This window comes from Micromonospora sp. NBC_00858 (genome assembly GCF_045207365.1).
Classification (GTDB): Bacteria; Actinomycetota; Actinomycetes; order Mycobacteriales; family Micromonosporaceae; genus Micromonospora.
The window spans coordinates 5,804,365-5,820,959 of the sequence record NZ_CP108828.1 but is presented as its reverse complement, the minus strand read 5'-3'; the positions used below and the strand labels follow the sequence as shown (position 1 = coordinate 5,820,959).

Annotated in this window: 16 protein-coding genes; 10 read left to right on the top strand and 6 right to left on the bottom strand. The window is 72.3% G+C overall.

Annotated elements, in window-relative coordinates; translation table 11 throughout:
* Positions 1-91 precede the first annotated feature (91 nt).
* Positions 92-1,771 carry a DNA repair helicase XPB gene (locus OG990_RS27115; RefSeq protein WP_406077582.1) on the bottom strand — a complete coding sequence of 560 codons (1,680 nt, stop codon included), beginning with the start codon at positions 1,769-1,771 and terminating at the stop codon, positions 92-94.
* A gap of 174 nt (positions 1,772-1,945) precedes the next feature.
* Here OG990_RS27115 and OG990_RS27110 point away from each other — a divergent pair, with 174 nt between their 5' ends.
* Positions 1,946-2,827, top strand: coding sequence for a L,D-transpeptidase family protein (locus OG990_RS27110; RefSeq protein WP_406077581.1), 882 nt, complete (start codon positions 1,946-1,948; stop codon positions 2,825-2,827).
* Positions 2,828-2,923: 96 nt separating this feature from the next.
* Entirely contained in the window at positions 2,924-3,160 is a 237-nt protein-coding gene (locus OG990_RS27105; protein ID WP_355600491.1) for a hypothetical protein, read from the top strand.
* 37 nt (positions 3,161-3,197) lie between these two features.
* Here OG990_RS27105 and OG990_RS27100 read toward each other — a convergent pair whose 3' ends face one another.
* Positions 3,198-5,684, bottom strand: coding sequence for a helicase-associated domain-containing protein (locus tag OG990_RS27100; RefSeq protein ID WP_406077580.1), 2,487 nt, complete (start codon positions 5,682-5,684; stop codon positions 3,198-3,200).
* 84 nt (positions 5,685-5,768) lie between these two features.
* Here OG990_RS27100 and OG990_RS27095 point away from each other — a divergent pair, with 84 nt between their 5' ends.
* Together OG990_RS27095 and OG990_RS27090 are read left to right on the top strand one after the other, a co-directional pair.
* Positions 5,769-6,392 (top strand): HAD family hydrolase, encoded by a 624-nt coding sequence (locus tag OG990_RS27095; RefSeq protein ID WP_406077579.1) that lies wholly within the window; start codon positions 5,769-5,771, stop codon positions 6,390-6,392.
* Positions 6,393-6,420: 28 nt separating this feature from the next.
* Positions 6,421-6,807 carry a cold-shock protein gene (locus tag OG990_RS27090; protein WP_030329652.1) on the top strand — a complete coding sequence of 129 codons (387 nt, stop codon included), beginning with the start codon at positions 6,421-6,423 and terminating at the stop codon, positions 6,805-6,807.
* On the opposite strand, the gene OG990_RS27085 is transcribed toward OG990_RS27090, so the two are convergent.
* Positions 6,768-7,616, bottom strand: coding sequence for a 1,4-dihydroxy-6-naphthoate synthase (locus OG990_RS27085; protein WP_406077578.1), 849 nt, complete (start codon positions 7,614-7,616; stop codon positions 6,768-6,770). The two genes, OG990_RS27090 and OG990_RS27085, sit on opposite strands and share 40 nt — an antisense overlap.
* A 482-nt stretch (positions 7,617-8,098) precedes the next feature.
* On the opposite strand from OG990_RS27085, the gene OG990_RS27080 reads away from it, so the two are divergent.
* Positions 8,099-8,974: a GNAT family N-acetyltransferase gene (locus OG990_RS27080; protein WP_406077577.1), complete on the top strand. Its 876-nt coding sequence runs from the start codon at positions 8,099-8,101 to the stop codon at positions 8,972-8,974.
* A 17-nt stretch (positions 8,975-8,991) separates the two neighbouring features.
* On the opposite strand, the gene OG990_RS27075 is transcribed toward OG990_RS27080, so the two are convergent.
* Positions 8,992-9,642: a futalosine hydrolase gene (locus OG990_RS27075; protein ID WP_406077576.1), complete on the bottom strand. Its 651-nt coding sequence runs from the start codon at positions 9,640-9,642 to the stop codon at positions 8,992-8,994.
* The gene (locus OG990_RS27070) at positions 9,639-11,228 is read right to left on the bottom strand and encodes an MFS transporter (RefSeq protein ID WP_406077575.1); all 1,590 of its coding nucleotides are present in this window, start codon (positions 11,226-11,228) and stop codon (positions 9,639-9,641) included. The genes OG990_RS27075 and OG990_RS27070 overlap by 4 nt, the downstream gene beginning before the upstream one ends.
* Between OG990_RS27070 and OG990_RS27065 the strand changes: the two genes are divergently transcribed.
* Positions 11,227-12,156: a DUF3027 domain-containing protein gene (locus OG990_RS27065; RefSeq protein ID WP_355600477.1), complete on the top strand. Its 930-nt coding sequence runs from the start codon at positions 11,227-11,229 to the stop codon at positions 12,154-12,156. The genes OG990_RS27070 and OG990_RS27065 overlap by 2 nt on opposite strands.
* Before the next feature lie 36 nt (positions 12,157-12,192).
* Here the strand turns inward: OG990_RS27065 and OG990_RS27060 are convergent, their stop codons facing one another.
* The gene (locus OG990_RS27060; protein WP_328422861.1) at positions 12,193-12,438 is read right to left on the bottom strand and encodes a DUF2530 domain-containing protein; all 246 of its coding nucleotides are present in this window, start codon (positions 12,436-12,438) and stop codon (positions 12,193-12,195) included.
* Between the two features lie 88 nt (positions 12,439-12,526).
* Here OG990_RS27060 and OG990_RS27055 point away from each other — a divergent pair, with 88 nt between their 5' ends.
* From OG990_RS27055 to OG990_RS27040, 4 genes are all read left to right on the top strand, one after another.
* On the top strand, positions 12,527-14,005 hold the full coding sequence (locus OG990_RS27055) for an NCS2 family permease (RefSeq protein ID WP_328422863.1): 1,479 nt from the start codon (positions 12,527-12,529) through the stop codon (positions 14,003-14,005).
* A 115-nt stretch (positions 14,006-14,120) separates the two neighbouring features.
* A complete protein-coding gene (locus OG990_RS27050) occupies positions 14,121-14,570 on the top strand; it encodes a MarR family winged helix-turn-helix transcriptional regulator (protein ID WP_406077574.1) in 450 nt (149 codons plus the stop codon).
* A gap of 73 nt (positions 14,571-14,643) precedes the next feature.
* Positions 14,644-15,927, top strand: a complete 1,284-nt coding sequence (locus OG990_RS27045; protein WP_386985552.1) for an MFS transporter — start codon at positions 14,644-14,646, stop codon at positions 15,925-15,927.
* Positions 15,928-16,073: 146 nt separating this feature from the next.
* The gene (locus tag OG990_RS27040; protein ID WP_328422872.1) at positions 16,074-16,583 is read left to right on the top strand and encodes a hypothetical protein; all 510 of its coding nucleotides are present in this window, start codon (positions 16,074-16,076) and stop codon (positions 16,581-16,583) included.
* Positions 16,584-16,595 lie beyond the last annotated feature (12 nt).

Genomic DNA, 16,595 nt, shown 5'->3' with positions numbered 1-16,595 from the left:
ATGACCAACTCCGTATCGGCGACATGGGGGTGTCGGGGTGCCTCGGACACCCCCGTGTCGGGGATACGGAGTCGATCAAGGGCCGTCGGGGTCAGTCGAAGGACGGCAGTGACGGGCCGAGGACGTCGTCGGCGTCCACGATGGTGTACGCGTAGCCCTGCTCGGCCAGGAACCGCTGCCGGTGTGCGGCGTACTCCGTGTCGATGGTGTCGCGGGAGACCACCGTGTAGAAGTGCGCCTGTCGACCGTCGGCCTTCGGACGCAGCACCCGCCCCAACCGCTGTGCTTCCTCCTGCCGGGAGCCGAACGTCCCCGACACCTGGATCGCCACCGCCGCCTCGGGCAGGTCGATGGAGAAGTTGCCGACCTTGGAGATGACCAGGGTGCGGATCTCCCCGGACCGGAACGCGTCGAACAGCCGTTCCCGCTCCTTGTTCGTGGTCGAGCCCTGGATGATGGGCGCGTCCAGGTACTCCCCGAGCTGGTGCAGCTGGTCGATGTACGCGCCGATCACCAGCACCTGGTCGTCCGGGTGCCGGTCGACCAGCGCCTTCACCACCGGCAGCTTGGTGCGCGCGGTCGCCGCCATCCGGTAGCGCTCCTCGGCCTCCGCCGTCGCGTACGTCATGCGCTCCGCGTCGGTCAGTGTCACCCGGACCTCGGTGCACTCCGCCGGGGCGATCCAGCCCTGCGACTCGATGTCCTTCCACGGCGCGTCGTACCGCTTCGGGCCGATCAGGCTGAACACGTCGCCCTCGCGGCCGTCCTCGCGTACCAGAGTCGCCGTCAGGCCCAGCCGGCGGCGGGCCTGGAGGTCCGCGGTGAACCGGAAGATCGGCGCGGGCAGCAGGTGCACCTCGTCGTAGACGACCAGGCCCCAGTCGCGGGCCCCGAACAGGTCCAGGTGGGTGAACGTGCCGCCGCGCCGCGCGGTGAGCACCTGGTACGTGGCGATGGTGACCGGTCGGATCTCCTTGCGCTCGCCGGAGTACTCCCCGATCTCCTCCTCGGTCAGCGAGGTGCGCGCGATCAGCTCCCGCTTCCACTGCCGGCCGGCGACGGTGTTGGTGACCAGGATCAGCGTGGTCGCCTTCGCCTCGGCCATCGCCGCCGCGCCGACCAGGGTCTTGCCGGCGCCGCAGGGCAGCACCACGACGCCCGACCCGCCGGCCCAGAACGCCTCGACAGCTTCCCGCTGGTACGACCGCAGCGTCCACGGCTTGCGGCCGTCCTTGCCGGCCTCGGCCAGCTCGATCGGGTGCGCCTCGCCGTCGACGTAACCGGCCAGGTCCTCCGCCGGCCAACCCAGCTTGAGCAGTGCCTGCTTGAGCCGGCCCCGCTCGGACGGGTGCACCCGGATGGTGTCATCGTCGATCTTGTCGCCGAGCATGCCGGCGAGCTTCTTGCTCTTGGCGACCTCGATCAGCACCAGCCGGTCCAGCGCCCGCAGCACCAGCCCGTACGCCGGGTCGTTGGCGAGCTGGAGCCGCCCGTAGCGGTCCATCGTCTCGGCCACGTCCACCAGCAGCGCGTGCGGCACCGGGTAGCGCGAGTACTTGATCAGGGAGTCGACCACGCCCTCGGCGTCGTGACCCGCGGCTCGGGCGTTCCACAGCCCCAGCGGGGTCAGCCGGTAGGTGTGCACGTGTTCGGGAGAGCGCTCCAGCTCGGCGAAGGGCGCGATCGCCATCCGACAGGCCTGCGCGTCCGGGTGGTCGATCTCCAGCAGCAGGGTCTTGTCCGACTGCACGATCAGTGGTCCACCGCTCACGCCAGCGTCCTCTCCTCGGTTGGCCGTCCGGCCGGGACGGGGCTGAATACCCGCCGCTGACCGACCATCCAGTGTTGCACGGTGCGGGGTGTCGCAAGAAAGATGCTCATCAGACGCAACCGTCACGGCAGTGACGAACGTCTAGGAAAGGGACGACTGTCCAGGGGAGGTCCCATGAAGCGTGTCCGGATCATTTCCCGGCTGGTCGCCCTGATGGTGGTCACGTTGGTCGGCGCCGGTGCGTGCGCGTTCGATCCGCAGGCGGGCGGGGGTGGCGGCGGGGGAGCCGCACCGGCGGGCGCGGCGGAACAGGCAACGGGGGCGAGCGGCACGTCCGGGCCGGACCAGCGCGGCCGGCCCACGCCGGCCGCGCCGACGCCGACCCGGAGCGCCACGCCGAAGCCCACGCCCAAGCCGACCCGCAGCACGCCGGCACCGGCCACCAGCACCGCCGCGCCGGCCGCCGGCTGTCCGCAGGGCGAGCACCAGCGCGCGGTGGAGACGTACCTGGCCCGGTTGGGTGGGTTCGGGTCGGTGACCGTCGACGGCCGGCAGTCCGCCGCCGACTGCGCCGCGATCAAGAAGTTCCAGCGGCGGTACGGCATCCGCCCCGTCGAGGGTCGCGCCGGGCCGACCACACACGACGTGGCCCAGCGGCTCGCCACCACCGAGACGGCGCGCTGCAAGGCCGGCACCGGCACCACGTTCTGCGTGGATCTCACGCGGCAGACCGTCTGGGCTCTCCGGGGCAGCAAGGTGATCATGGCGCCGACGGTGACCCGGACCGGAATGTCCGGCTACCGCACCCCGGCCGGCACGTACACCGTCAACTACCGCAACCCTAAGGAGTGGTCCGACCCGTACGAGGTGTGGCTGCCGTACTGGCAGCACTTCACCCAGGGGATGGGCTTCCACGAGACCACCACGTACCTGCACGAGAAGTCGATCGGCTCACACGGCTGCGTCAACCTGCTGCACGTCGACGCCGTCCGGATGTGGGAGTTGGGGAAGGTGGGCACCCGCGTGGTGCTGATCGGCCGCCGTCCCGGCACCTGAGCCACGCGGCGAATCGCGGGGGATAACCCCCTGTCCCACCGGTCCCTTGAGTGACACCCTGGGAGTACAGGGCCGGACCGGGCGGGGAGGCTGGGCATGACGGTCGACCGTGACGTGATCGAAGCGCACGAGCAGGCACCACCCGACGAGGTGTCCCGCGCGACCGTGGTCGCTTACGCCGTCGCGGCGGCGCTCCTCGTCGGGTGGTTCCTCTTCGGCTGGCTGGTGCTGCGGCAGGGCTTCGTCGACTCGGTCGGGGAGTCCGCCGGCGCCGGCTTCGCGCTGCTGCTGGTTGTCTCGGTCGTCGGCACCGTACGCCGCAGCCGACGCTGACCGGCGCGCCCCGGCGGCCGGCCGGCGGTGATACTGGTCAGTCCGCCAGCACCGCCGCGGTGACCCGGTGCAGCGCGAAGGTGTGCAGCATCTCCGTCCGCTCGTCCTCGGCGCGCAGGTAGCCGGCACCGATCGAGACCGGCTTGACCAGCCGGGACGCGGTCGCCCCGTGCGCGTCCACGTACCCCACCCAGACCAGCGCCCGGTCCCGGACCGCCTGCTGGAGCACGGCCAGCGCCTCGCTGTGCGTGTGCACCGGCACCGGGCCGCCGCCGAGCCCCGCGGCCCCGCCGCGCACCACCGCCGGTGCCCGTCGGGCCGCCCGCGCCGCCGCCTCACCCCGCCGGATCTGCTCCACCACGCCGAGCAGCCGCGGCATGGGCAGCTTCTGGGTGGCCACCGGATCCAGCGTCCAGCTGGTCGACAACACTCGGGCGGGGGCCCGCCGGATCCTTGGCCGGGACAGCACGGTGCTGCCGCTGGCGTCCTCCGGCACCGGGGCGTACCCGGCGTCGCGCAGCGCGCCCAGCAGCCGACCGACCTGGTACGGGGTGCTCAGCACCGTCGGGGCGAGCCGGCGCAGATTCAGCGACTCCAACCGCCGGTCGGCCAGCACCTCGTTGAGCAGCGCCTCGTCGTCGCTGCGCAGGTACGCCCCGGCCGAGCCGGCCCGCAGGCCGCCGTGCTTGCGGGCCACGTCGTCCACCAGGTAGCTCAGCCCCTGCGGCACCGGGGTACGGGACCGCCGCCGGAACACCTCGTGCAGGTCGTCGGCCGAGTAGCCGGCGTCCAGCGCCCGCCGCACGCTCGCCGTGGTGACCCGGTGCACGCTCGCCCCGCCGGCCGACTCGAGCTCGGTCATCGCCTCCAACTCGGCGGCGAGCGCCGGCTCGGGCGGCCCGGGCACCACCACGGTCAGGTCGGCCTGCACCAGGAAGTGGTCGACCGGGGCGGGCAGCAGCGCGTCCAGCGCTCGGGCGGCACCCGACGGGTCGCCGCTCTCGACATCGGCGTGCAGCCCCAGCGGGTCGCCGCCGCCCCGCTCGTCGGCAGAGGTCAGGTCGACCAGCAGCAGTCGGCCGTACGAGGTGAGCGCCCCCAGGCCGGTGACGCCGAGCTGCGCCGCCTCGGTCAGCACCTCCCGGTGGGCGGCCTCCCGGCCTCGGCTGCGCCGTGGCGCCCGCCAGTCCAGCAGGTCCTGCACCTCTTCCGGGGTGGGTGCGGTCGCGGGCTCCAGGTCGGCGAGTACGCCGAGCACCCCCCGCCGGGTGGGCGGCGCGCCGGCCCGCTCGACCTCGGCGGAGAGCGCGGTGATCGGCCGGTCCCGGTCATCGCGCCGGCCGACCAGCCCCACCTGTCGGGTCATGGTCAGCCACGCGCGGGCCAGTTGCTCCCAGCGCTGGGCCAGCGAGGCGGCCCGCCACACCTCGTACCCGCCGGTCGGCAGTACCTGCTGATCCGCCCCGTACCGGGTGGTGGTCACGCCGGGCAGCTCCATCTCGCCGGCGAGCCCTGCCGCGTACGCCACCTCCAGCAGCAGCGCGGTGGTCGGCTCGTCCAACCCGGCGGTACGGGCCAGCCGGCGCAGGTCCCGGACGCCAATGCCGCCCGAGCGCAGCACCGGCGCGGGCTCGGCAGCGAGCTGCTCCAACAGCCCTTCGGTGTGCCGGACCACCTCCATGGTCTGCCCGGCTCCGGCCGAGTCGACCGCCTTCGCCTCGCGTGGCGCGGCGGCCACTGGCGGCGGGCTGGTGCGCAGCGGCCCGAGCGGGCCGCTGTCGCGGCGCAGCAGCAGGCCGACCTCGCGGGGTAGCTCCACCGTGCCGCTGGTCGTCGACGAGCCGTTCGAGATGGGAACGAGCAGCCGGTTGTCGACCAGCCAGCGCACCGGGGAGCCGGTCGGGGCGCCGCCGTTGGTCGGGTCGGAGAGCACGGTGTCCTCCGCCCCGAGCGGTGGCGCCTGCAACGCGCCCGGGGGCACGCTGCCCACCGGTGGTCCGGCCGCCAGCCGGTCCAGGATCGCCCGGGCTGAGGGGGGCGCGGCGAGCAGTGTTCGACGTAGCTTCGCCGGGTCCGCGCAGAGCGCGGCCGTGCGCGGGTCCAGCTCCGCGGCGGGGCGGCCGAGCCCGGCGGGGTACGGGGCGACCTCGTCGACGGCGGGGACCACCTCAAGCGCGTGCTCCGGGCCGTACAGCAGGAAGAGCGCGCGCAGCCGGCCGACGGCGGCCCGGACGGCCGTCGGCGCCGGTGGTTGCGGTCCGCTGGTCGCCATGGCGAGCACCGCGTCGGTGGCGGTGGTGCCCTCGTCCGGGTCCCGGGTGAGTCGGGCGGCGTCGAGGATCTGGAGGGTGAACTGGTCCAGCCCGTCCAGCGCACGGGCCACCGAGACCCGGGACTGAGCGCGGATGGCCAGGGCGGAGATGTCGGCCGGTACGGGCACGACGAGGTCGGGCCGCAGCTGGAGGAGCGCGGCCAGCGACTCGTCGGGCAGCGACCGCAGGTGGTCGGCGAGTGAGGTGGTCATCGTCTTCCCACGCTAGCCCGGCAACGACCCGTCGCGCCCGTCGGACGTCCGCCCGGCCGGGAGTCGCCGGGTACGTTTCTCGACATGCCCGCACTGACCGTCGGATTCGATCTCGACATGACCCTGGTTGACTCCCGCCCCGGCATCGCCGCGGCCTACCGGGCGCTGACCGCCAGGACCGGCGTGCCGGTGGATGCTGACCTGGCGGTGTCCCGGCTCGGCCCGCCGCTGCGCACCGAGATCGGGCACTGGTTTCCGCCGGAGCAGGTCGAGTCGGCCGTGCACATGTTCCGCGAGCTTTACCCGGCGTACGCGATCACCCCGACGGTGCCGCTGCCCGGAGCACAGGCGGCGATCGACGCGATCCGCGCCCGGGGCGGCCGGGTGCTGGTCGTCACTTCCAAGCTCGGCCGGCTGGCTCGGCTGCACCTGGACCACCTCGGCCTGGTCGTCGACGAGCTGGCTGGCGACCTGTTCGCCGAGGAGAAGGCCACCGCCCTGCGGGAGCACGACGCGACCCACTACGTCGGGGACCACGTGGCGGACATGGTGGCGGCGGGGGCGGCCGGGGTGCCCGGAATTGGCGTCGCGACCGGGCCGTGCTCTCCGGACGAGCTGCTCGCGGCCGGGGCGGAAGTGGTGCTGGATGATCTCACCAGATTCCCAGCGGCGCTCGACGGCATGATCCAGCTAGCCTTGGAGCAGTAGACGGCTCAAGTGAAGCAGGGGATCTCAGGTGCCTACGGGTCGAGTGAAGTGGTACGACACGGCCAAGGGATACGGCTTCGTCACCAGTGACGAGGGCGGCGACGTTTTCCTGCCCAAGGGCGCGCTGCCTGCGGGTGTCACCGACCTCAAGGGCGGTCAGCGGGTCGACTTCAGCGTGGTGGACAGCCGGCGGGGTGCGCAGGCCATGGGCGTCAAGCTGCTGGACGCGCCGCCGTCGATGGCGGAGCTGCGCCGCCGGCCGGCCGAGGAGCTGCACGGCCTCGTCGAGGACATGATCAAGGTGCTGGAGGCGAAGGTCCAGCCGGACCTGCGCCGAGGCCGGTACCCGGACAGGAAGGCCGCGCAGAAGATCGCTCAGCTGGTCCACGCGGTCGCGCGCGAGCTGGAGGTCTGAGGCACCAGCCCGGCGTCGGCGGCCCGGTCGAGCAGCGCCGCGACCGCTGCGAAACCGGCCTCGCCGAGGTCGGCGGTGAACTCGTTGACGTAGAGGCCGATGTGTCGGTCCACGACGTCGAGCTCCATCTCCTGGGCGTGCGCGAGCACGTACTCCCGACTGGCCGCCGGGTCGGCCCAGGCCTGCCGGACCGACTCGCGGACCCAGCCGGCGGCGGCCTGCGGGTCCACTGCGCCGCGTCGGGCCAGGATCGCGCCGAGGGGAATGGGCAGGCCGGTGTCGGCCTCCCACCACTCGCCGAGGTCGACCAGCGCGGTCAGGCCGTGCCGGTGGTAGGTGAACCGGGCCTCGTGGATCACCAGCCCGGCGTCGTAGCGGCCGGCCGCGACGCCCGGCATGATCTCGTGGAACGGGACCACTTCGATCCGGGCTGGCGGTCGCCCGGCCGACCAGAGCCGGAACAGCAGGTACGCGGTGGTCCGGTCGCCTGGCACCGCCACCGTGGCACCGGTCAGGTCGGTGCGGTCCGGCCCGCCGGCGCGGTCGCCCCGGGTGAGCACCAGTGGCCCGCACCCGCGACCGAGCGCGCCACCGCAGGGCAGCAGGTGGTAGTCGTCGAGCAGCCAGGGTAGCGCCGCGAAGCTCACCTTCACGAGGTCGAACGCGCCCCGCTCGGCCGCCGTGTTGGTGACGTCCACGTCGGCGTACGTCACCTCAACCGGTGGCGCGCCGGGCACCCGACCGTGCACCAGGGCGTGGAAGACGAACGTGTCGTTGGGGCAGGGCGAGATCGCCAGGGAGAGCGCCACGCCCCCACGTTAGCCCCGCCCCCGCGCAGCCACCCGCGCCCACCCCACCGGCTGTGACCCGGCCCGGTTGCCCGCCTGGTTGCTCGCCTGGTCGCCGGCCTGGTTGCTGGCCCGGTTGCTCGTCCCGCGCTATCGGTCATTCCAGCCCGACGTGCTCCGCGGCGGCCACCAGGGGCAGACGTGTCACCTCGCTGCCTGTCGAGCTGCCCCAGATATGGGGCAGTGGCCTGCCGGTGGGTGGGCCGGATGCGCGGGTTGGTGGGGCGAGTTTGGGTGGGGTCGGTCGGTTGGTCGCGCACCCAGCCGGTTCGCTGCGGCCACTTTCTTGGTACCCGGCTCTGCCCCACATCTGGGGCAGCTCGACAGGCTCGGAGCACAGTGCCCGCACCCTGTCAGCCGCGGTGGGAGACCCGTTCACCGAGTTATCCACAGGACGGATCGGGGCTGTTGACGGCGCTCGGCCGATTGAAAAGCATGGACGGGTGGTTGACGGGGACGGGCTCATCAATGTGGGTGCGGCGTTGCGTTCGCTGCGTCGACGTGCGGATCTGAGCCAACGAGAGCTGGCCGAACGATCCGGTGTGCCGAAGAGCACGCTGGCGCGGATCGAGGCCGGGGGGGTTGGCGACCCGGGGTTCCGCACGGTGGAGCGGCTGATTCGTGCGGCCGGGGGTGAGGTGGCCTTCGCCGTGCCCAGCGATGCCCATGCCAACGCCCACCCCAGCGCTGCCCACCCAAACCCCCGCCGTAGCGACGTCGAGCCGCCGGACGAGCCACGGGACGAGCCACGGGACGAGCCACGGGACGAGGCGGGGCGCCGCTACCCAGCGCATCTCGACGTGCGACCGGTCCGGACACTCAAGGACTGGCCGGGCGCCTGGTGGGCGTACTCGTACACCCTGCCGCCGGAGCTGTGGCCGCTACCGGTGCCGGAGTGGACCTACGATCTCGACCGCGCTCGCCGCGACGAGAAGCGGTGGCGGCAACGGATGTTGGGGCGGGTGTCCTACCGGCGCGACGTGGGCGGAGCACCGGAGACGTCCCGGCGGTTCCTCGCCGAGATGTCTGACGGGGAGATCGTCGGCGAGCTGTGGGCGCACGAGCGGAGTGTTGATCTGCTCCTCGGTGACGACCTCGGTGATCGGCGCGAGCTGGTGCTGGAGAGCGTGGTCGTGGTGCCCGAGCTGCGATGGCTGGGTATCGGGCGCCGCCTGGTCGAGTTGCTGGTGGCGGAGATGACCGGGACCAGCATCCGGACCGTCCACGCCATTGCCGAGTACAGCATCGTCGACTTCCTGCTGGCCTGCGGGTTCGAGCTGGAGGCGGCCCGGCCGTCGGCGCTGGCCCTACGGCTCTGATCTCGGCGTCCGCCGGGTCAACGCAGGGCCGGGGCTGCCGCGGTGAGGGCGGTGAGGGCCGCACGCAGCCGCCAGGCGTCCCGATTGCGGGGGCCGATCGGGTTGGAGATGGTACGCAGCTCGGCGAAGGGCACCCCGGCCTGTGCCGCGGCGACCGCCACCCCGTACCCCTCCATGGCCTCGGCGACCGCTTCCGGATGCCGCCGGCGCAGCTCCTCGGTGCTGGCGGCGGTGCCGGTGACCGTGCTGACCGTGAGCACCGGGCCGGCCGTGGCGGCCGGCAGGGCGGCCCGCAGAGCCGCTAGCAGCCGCGGGTCGGCCGGCACGACGCTGCCGCTACCGAGCAGCGCGGGCGGCATGCCCAGCTCGTCGACGGGGATGAAGCCGTCCGGTGACTCGGCGCCCAGGTCGGCGGCGATGCTGGCGGTGCCGAGCACCGTGTCCCCGACCGCGGCCTGACCGGCGAAGCCGCCGGCCACACCGGCGCTGACCACTGCTCGGTACGGGCGGCCGGCCGCCTCGGCCAGCGCCAGCATTCGAGCGGTGGCGGCGCCGGCCACGGCCGGGCCCACCCCGACCGGAGTCACGGTCACGCTGGCGTCGGTCAGCCCGGCCCGGATCGCGTCCGCCTCGGCGGGCACTGCGGTCACCACCAGCAGGCCGGTCACGAGACGGACCCGGGGGACTCCCGGCGGGTGTCGTCGTCCGCGCCGCCACCCGGTCCGCCGACCGCCGACGAGGGGCGGTAGATGTGGTAGCCCGGTGGGGCCAGGCCCGGGTCGTCGAAGTGTGGCGAGCCAGCCTGGTTGGGTGCCGGCGAGGTGGGCGTGGGGTCCGTCGGCTCGTCGTCGGCCAGTTCGTCGTCGCCCAGCGGCCGACCTGCCAGCTTCTCGCCGCGCAGCCGGGCGGCGACCAGCACACCCCGGACGGCGGCCAGTACGCCCACCCCGCCGGCAACCGCGATGCCCATCCGACCGTCGAACGGGACCAGCCCGAGCCCGCCACCGGCGACGAAGGCGAGCATCAGCACCGTCTCGGAGTGGGCGAAGGAGCTGGCCCGCAGCCGCTCCGGGATGCGCTCCTGGATCGAGGCGTCAACGGCCAGCTTGGAGACACCGCTGGCCAGAGCGGTGACCAGGCAGAGCAGGGCGACCATCGGCAGCGAGAACTGGATGACGGCGAGCACGGCCACCCCGGCCACGATGACCATGCTGCTGGACTGGATGGCGGTCGGCCGATGGATGCGCAGCCGGGTGCCGATGGCGGTGGCCAGGAAGGTGCCGACCGCCAGCGCGCCGCCGACCAACCCGAGCGCCCACTCGGCACCCAGGTCCCGGCCGAACACGACGGTGGTCAGGTCGCCCTTCTTGATCGCGAAGGCGAGGAAGAGCAGCAGGAAGCCGTAGACCGCGCGCAGGGTCGCGGCACCGATCAGGGTGGCGATCACCAGCCGGCCGGCCGGGCGGCCCCGACCCAGTGGCCGGTCGCCCCGGCGTCGGCCCAGCGCGCGCAGCGCCCGAGGGACTCTTTCCGGTGGCTCGGAGTCGGCTTTCGGTGGCAGGCGCAGGGAGATCACCATGCCGACCAGGAAGATCACCGAAGCGACCCGAAGCGGCCACTGCGGCCCGAACCAGAACGCGGCCAGCCCGATCGGCGCCACCAGTGCGCCCGCCACCGTGCCGTAGACGCTGGCCCGGGCGCCCACCTGGGAGAGGCCGAGCCCTTCCGGCAACAGCCGGGGCACGGCCGCCGACCGGGCCACGCCGTACGCCCGGGAGAGCGCGAGCACCCCGAACGCGGCCGGATAGAGCCCGAAGCCGTGGATGTAGTCGGAGATCAACCAAGCCAGGAACGCCCGGCCGAGCATGGTGGCGGCCAGGGCGTACCGCCGGCCATGCCGGAAATGGTCCAGCAGCGGACCGACCACGGGGGCGAGCATCGCGAACGGCACCATGGTCACCAGCAGATAGAGCGCGACCTTGCTGCGGGCCTCACCCAGCGGCACGTTGAAGAAGATCGTCCCGGCCAGGCCGATGGCGATCAGAGTGTCGCCAGCGCAGGAGACGGCGTGCAGGTCGAACAGCCGGACCATGCCGACCTCGCCGCCGGCGCCCCGGGCCCGGGCCCGGCCGGCTCGGCGGGTCATCCAGCGCCCGCTGCCCACCGAACCACGCAGCAGCAGACGGACGGCGCGGATGCCGGTGCCGACGGTCCGCCCGAGGACGGATCGCCCGGAGCGGGAGTACGACGGCATGTGCACCATCCTCGCCCATCTGATCCAGGTACGCCGCACCACTGCGGCGAAAGGTTCCCCGGGAGTCCCTGTCACCCCTGCGGGGCGCATGGGGAACAATGGTGAGGTGACCAGGCCCGTCTCCACCCGTGCCGCCCGTCTCGACCAGGTCTGCGCCGCTGCCGTCGAGGTGGCCCGCGCTGGCATCACCGAGGTGGACGCCGACGATGTCGGCGACCACCTGCAGGTCGTGGCCGAGGGTGATCGCCTGGTCACCCATTACTTCGAATGCCGCCTCGCCGGCTACCGCGGCTGGCGGTGGGCGGTCACCGTCACCCGGGTGCCGCGCAGCCGCACGGTGACCATCTGCGAGACGGTGCTGCTGCCCGGCCCGGACGCGCTGCTCGCGCCGGGGTGGCTGCCCTGGCAGGAGCGGCTCAAGCCGGGCGACCTGGGCCCGGGTGACCTGCTGCCGACCTCGCCGGACGATGACCGGCTGGTCCCCGGCTACCTGCTCTCCGACGACCCGGCGGTCGAGGAGACCGCCTGGGAGTTGGGCCTCGGGCGAGCCCGGGTGCTCTCCCGGGAGGGCCGCGCCGATGCCGCGCAGCGCTGGTACGAGGGTGACCACGGCCCCGCCGCGGCCATCTCCGCTTCGGCGCCGTCCGCCGCCCGCTGCGGCACCTGCGGGTTCTACCTGCCGCTGGCCGGTGCCATGCGGCAGGCCTTTGGCGCGTGCGGCAACTTCTACGCCCCCGATGACGGCCGGGTGGTGAGTGCCGACCACGGTTGCGGCGCCCACTCCGAGACGCTGATCGAGGCGGCCGAGACCGCCGTCGAGGAGTTGCCCACGGTGTACGACGACAGCGCGGTGGAGGCCATGTCGGTCAGCCGTGCCCCGGGCTCGGTGGAGGCCGCCGAGCCGGCGGAGCCGTACGGGCACTCCTGACCGTCCGCGCCGGGTGTCCCGGCGCACCCGTCCGGGTCAGCTCGCTCGGCGGCGGCGTCGGTTGGCGTCGTGCCGCAGCATCACGGCGAGACCGGGGAAGCCCCACAGGAAACCGGCCAGGCAGGTCCACAGCCAGTTCTCGTGATCGTGCTCGGTGAGCCAGCCCCGGAAGAAGATCAACAGGACCAGCCCGGCCACTGCCCACGCGATCAGCCCGGCGACGGCGAACGGCACCATCGGTGGGTCCAGCGGCGCGGGCCGCGGTGGCTGCTCGTTCGGCATCGCGCAAGCGTACGCGATCAACTTCCCCTGCCGACCCGCGATCTGGGACGATGCGCGCGACAACCGGAAGATCACCTGCGAGGACCTGATGGCAGTAGAGCCGCCCGAGAACGGCACACCACCCGACCCCGCTCACCCGCGTAACGGCTTCGACCGGTTCTTCGAGATCTCCGCCCGCGGCTCGACGGTGAGCCGTGAGGTACGCGGTGGCCTGGCGACCTTCTTCACGATGGCGTACATCGTGGTGCTCAACCCACTGATCCTGGGCGGTGCCGTCGACGGTGACGGCAAGACCCTCCCGATCCCCGCGCTGGCCGCGGCGACCGCCCTGGTCGCCGGCCTGATGACCATCCTGATGGGTGTGGTGGGCCGGTTCCCGCTGGCGCTCGCCGCCGGTCTGGGCGTCAACGCGCTGGTGGCGTACGAGATCGCCCCCGAGATGACCTGGGCCGACGCCATGGGCCTGGTCGTGATCGAAGGTGTGATCATCGCGGTGCTGGTGCTCACCGGCCTGCGGACTGCGGTGTTCCGCTCGGTGCCGACCCAGATGAAGACCGCGATCGGGGTCGGCATCGGCCTCTTCCTGACCATCATCGGCCTGGTGGACGCCGGCTTCGTCCGGCGGATCCCGGATGCCGCCAACACGACCGTCCCGGTCGGCCTGGGCATCGGCGGCAAGCTGGTGAGCTGGCCGATGCTGGTCTTCGTGGTGGGTCTGCTGATCACCCTGGTGCTGGTGGTCCGCCGGGTGAAGGGCGCGATCCTGATCGGCATCCTCGCCTCGACGGTGCTGGCGGTGATCGTGGAGGCCATCGGCAACATCGGCCCGTCGTTCGTCAATGGTCAGCCCAACCCGAAGGGCTGGTCGCTGAACGTGCCGGAGCTGCCGAAGACGGTGGTGGACCTGCCGGACCTGTCGCTGCTCGGCAAGTTCAACGTGCTCGACTCGTGGGGCCGGGCCGGCTGGCTGGTCGTGCTGATGTTCGTCTTCACGCTGCTGATCACGGACTTCTTCGACACCATGGGCACGATGGTCGCGGTGGGCCAGGAGGGTGGCCTGCTCGACGAGAAGGGCACCCCGCCGAAGGCCAAGGAGATCCTGCTGGTCGACTCGATCGCCGCGGCGGCCGGCGGCGCGGCCAGCACGTCCAGCAACACGTCGTACATCGAAAGCGCCGCCGGTGTCGCGGAGGGCGCCCGGACCGGTGTGGCCAACCTGGTCACCGGCGTGCTCTTCCTGCTGGCGATGTTCCTGGCGCCGCTGGTGGTGGTCGTGCCGTTCGAGGCGGCCTCGACGGCCCTGGTGGTGGTCGGCTTCCTGATGATGACCGCGGTGCGGACGATCGACTGGTCCGACTACGAGATCGCCATCCCGGCGTTCCTCACCATCGTGCTGATGCCGTTCACCTACTCGATCTCCAACGGCATCGGCGCTGGCCTGATCACCTTCGTGGTGGTCAAGCTGGCCAGGGGTAAGGCCCGGGAAATCCACCCGCTGCTGTACGGGGTGGCCGCGCTGTTCGTGCTGTACTTCCTGCGCGGGCCGATCGAGTCTCTGGTGCTCTGACCGCACGTCCGGGCGGGGACCCAATCGGATTCCCCGCCCGGGCCAGCACAAACTTCCTCGTGAGCCTGATCATATCGGATGTCGTTAGCCAGGCTCATTAGTTAAGCTAACTATTGTGACGGAGCGGACGGTGACGGCGAAACGCGTGCCACCGGCGCAGCTGGCTCCCCAGTTGCGTGATGCGATCACCCGACTCAACCGACGGGTCCGCCAGGCCCGACCGGTCGGCGACCTCACGGTCACCCAGGTCTCTGCGCTCACCAGCCTGCGGCTGGCTGGCGCGCTGACGCCCCGGGAACTGGCCGACGTGGAGCGGGTGCAGCCACCGACGATGACCAAGATCGTTGCGAAGTTGGAGGACCGCGGCCTCGTGCAGCGGACCCCCCATCCGACCGACGGCCGGCAGGTCATCCTCGCGGCGACCGAAGGAGGGCAGGCCGTGCTCGACCAGTTCGAGCGGGCCCGCGATGAGTGGTTGGCCCACCGGCTGGCCGCACTCGACGAGGACGAACGGGAGACCCTGCACAGGGCCGCCGGGATTCTTCAGCAGCTCGCTCGCGCCTGAGCCCGCGCCCGCGCCACCGGGCCGTGCCGTCACGTGTCGATGACGCGTACGTCCCGGAGGAGGCGCACTAAGAGTGCAGTCCAAGCTGAGCACGATGTTCCAGTCCCTGCAGGTCCGCAACTACCGCCTTTTCGCATCCGGGCAGCTGATCAAGCTGATCGGCGTCTGGATGATGTTCATCGCCCAGGACTGGCTCGTCCTCGAGCTCTCCGACAACTCGGCCACCGCGCTCGGCGTGGTCACCGCACTCCAGTTCACCCCGGTGCTGCTGCTCACGCTGCTCTCCGGCCGGCTCGCCGACCGGTACGACAAGCGGGTGCTGCTCTTCGCCGCGAACGCCTTCTGGACCGTGTTGGCGCTCGGCATGGCCGTGCTGGTCCTCACCGACCTGGTGCAGCTCTGGCACGTCTTCGCCTTCGCCGCGCTGCTCGGCACCGCCAATGCCGTGGAGACCCCGGTCCGCCAGGCGTTCGTCTCCGAGTTGGTCGGTACGCCACTGCTGCCCAACGCGCTGTCGCTCAACGCGGCCGTGTTCAACTCCGCCCGGATCGTCGGCCCGGCCGTCGCCGGTCTGGCCATCGCCGCCTTCGACGTGGGGCCGGTCTTCCTCTTCACCGCGCTCAGCTCGATCGCGCCGCTGGTCAACGTGGTCCGGATGCGCACGGCCGAGCTGCACCGCGACGCCCTGCTGCCCCGGGACGAGCGGGCGTCGGCCCGGGTGATCGACGGGCTGCGGTACGTGTGGCGCCGCCCGGACCTGCTACTGCCGATGGCGGTGATGTCGGTGATCGGCATGTCGCTGTTCAACTTCCAGCTCACCCTGGCCGCGCTGGCCAAGACGGTGTTCCACACCGGTGCCGCCTCCTTCGGCCTGTTCAGCACCGCGCTCGCGGTCGGCGCGCTGGGTGGCGCGCTCAGCGGCACCAGCCGGCGCAGTCGACCGTCGGTCTGGCTGGTGCTCGGTGCCGCGATCGCCTGCGCCAGCTTCGGCACCATGGTCGGCTTCGCCTCGGCGTACTGGCTGGTCGTGACGCTGCTGGTGCCGACCGGCTTCTTCATGGTCTTCTTCGCTCAGGCCGCCAACCAGCGGGTCCAGTTGGGTGTGGACGCGGCCTTCCGGGGTCGGGTGATGGCCCTGTGGGTGCTGGTGTTCCTGGGTACCAACCCGGTCGGCGCGCCGCTGATCGGCTGGGTCGCGGAACACTACGGTGCCGGCGCGAGTATCTGGATGGGTGGCCTGATCTCGCTGACCACCGCGCTGATTGCGCTCACCTGGCAGCTGCGCCGCTCGGGTGCCCGGCTGCGCTTCCGGGTGCTGCCGATGCCCCGCTTCTACGTCACCTCCACCGACTGCTGAGGTGTGGGAAGGGCCCCCTGTTATCGGATTCCGCGTAACAGGGGGCCCTTTCCGCACTGTCGAGCCCGGGCAGGTCCCGTTGAGCGGATGGCGCGGATGCGGCCAATTCGGTGGCGGGGCGGCACGACGGGGCTTAGCGTCGATACGTGGGAGTCGGACGCGCGCTGATGCTGGCCCTGGCGTTCCTCGCCGTGGCCAGTCTGCCGGCGGCCTTCGCCCTGCTCTTCTGCGCCGACGAGATCCTGGACCGGGTGGTCTGCGGCTGGTCCGAGTGGCGTGAGCGCCGGCGGGAACGACGAACCATCGCCCGTCTCGACCGTGCCATCGAAGCCGACGCACTGACCCGGGACATCGACCTCAGCGAGTTCGACCGGATCGACCGACGCCCTCTCGAACAACTCGCCGCCGACCTGCGCCGCCTCGGCGGCCAACGGCTCGGCGGGACCGGCCGGTCGATGGTGTGGCATGGCGCGGTGCTCCAGGCGTACGACGACCGGCTCCGGCTGGCCTGCCGCGCCCTCGGCATCACCGAACATCTCGCCGAGTTGACCGGCGTCGACCAGGAGATCGAGCGGGTCCGGGTGGAGGGCGTGTTGCACGCCGCCGGGCTGGCCCTGCCGGCGGCCCGGGCCGGGCACCGGCAACGGCACCGCTGAGAGGCCCGACGG

Excerpts from the sequence above, each read along its gene's own strand:
- OG990_RS27110 (WP_406077581.1), top strand. The coding sequence starts at position 1,946 with ATGAAGCGTGTCCGGATCATTTCCCGGCTGGTCGCCCTGATGGTGGTC.
- OG990_RS27105 (WP_355600491.1), top strand. The coding sequence starts at position 2,924 with ATGACGGTCGACCGTGACGTGATCGAAGCGCACGAGCAGGCACCACCC.
- OG990_RS27100 (WP_406077580.1), bottom strand. The coding sequence starts at position 5,684 with ATGACCACCTCACTCGCCGACCACCTGCGGTCGCTGCCCGACGAGTCG.
- OG990_RS27095 (WP_406077579.1), top strand. The coding sequence starts at position 5,769 with ATGCCCGCACTGACCGTCGGATTCGATCTCGACATGACCCTGGTTGAC.
- OG990_RS27065 (WP_355600477.1), top strand. The coding sequence starts at position 11,227 with ATGTGCACCATCCTCGCCCATCTGATCCAGGTACGCCGCACCACTGCG.
- OG990_RS27070 (WP_406077575.1), bottom strand. The coding sequence starts at position 11,228 with ATGCCGTCGTACTCCCGCTCCGGGCGATCCGTCCTCGGGCGGACCGTC.
- OG990_RS27060 (WP_328422861.1), bottom strand. The coding sequence starts at position 12,438 with ATGCCGAACGAGCAGCCACCGCGGCCCGCGCCGCTGGACCCACCGATG.
- OG990_RS27055 (WP_328422863.1), top strand. The coding sequence starts at position 12,527 with ATGGCAGTAGAGCCGCCCGAGAACGGCACACCACCCGACCCCGCTCAC.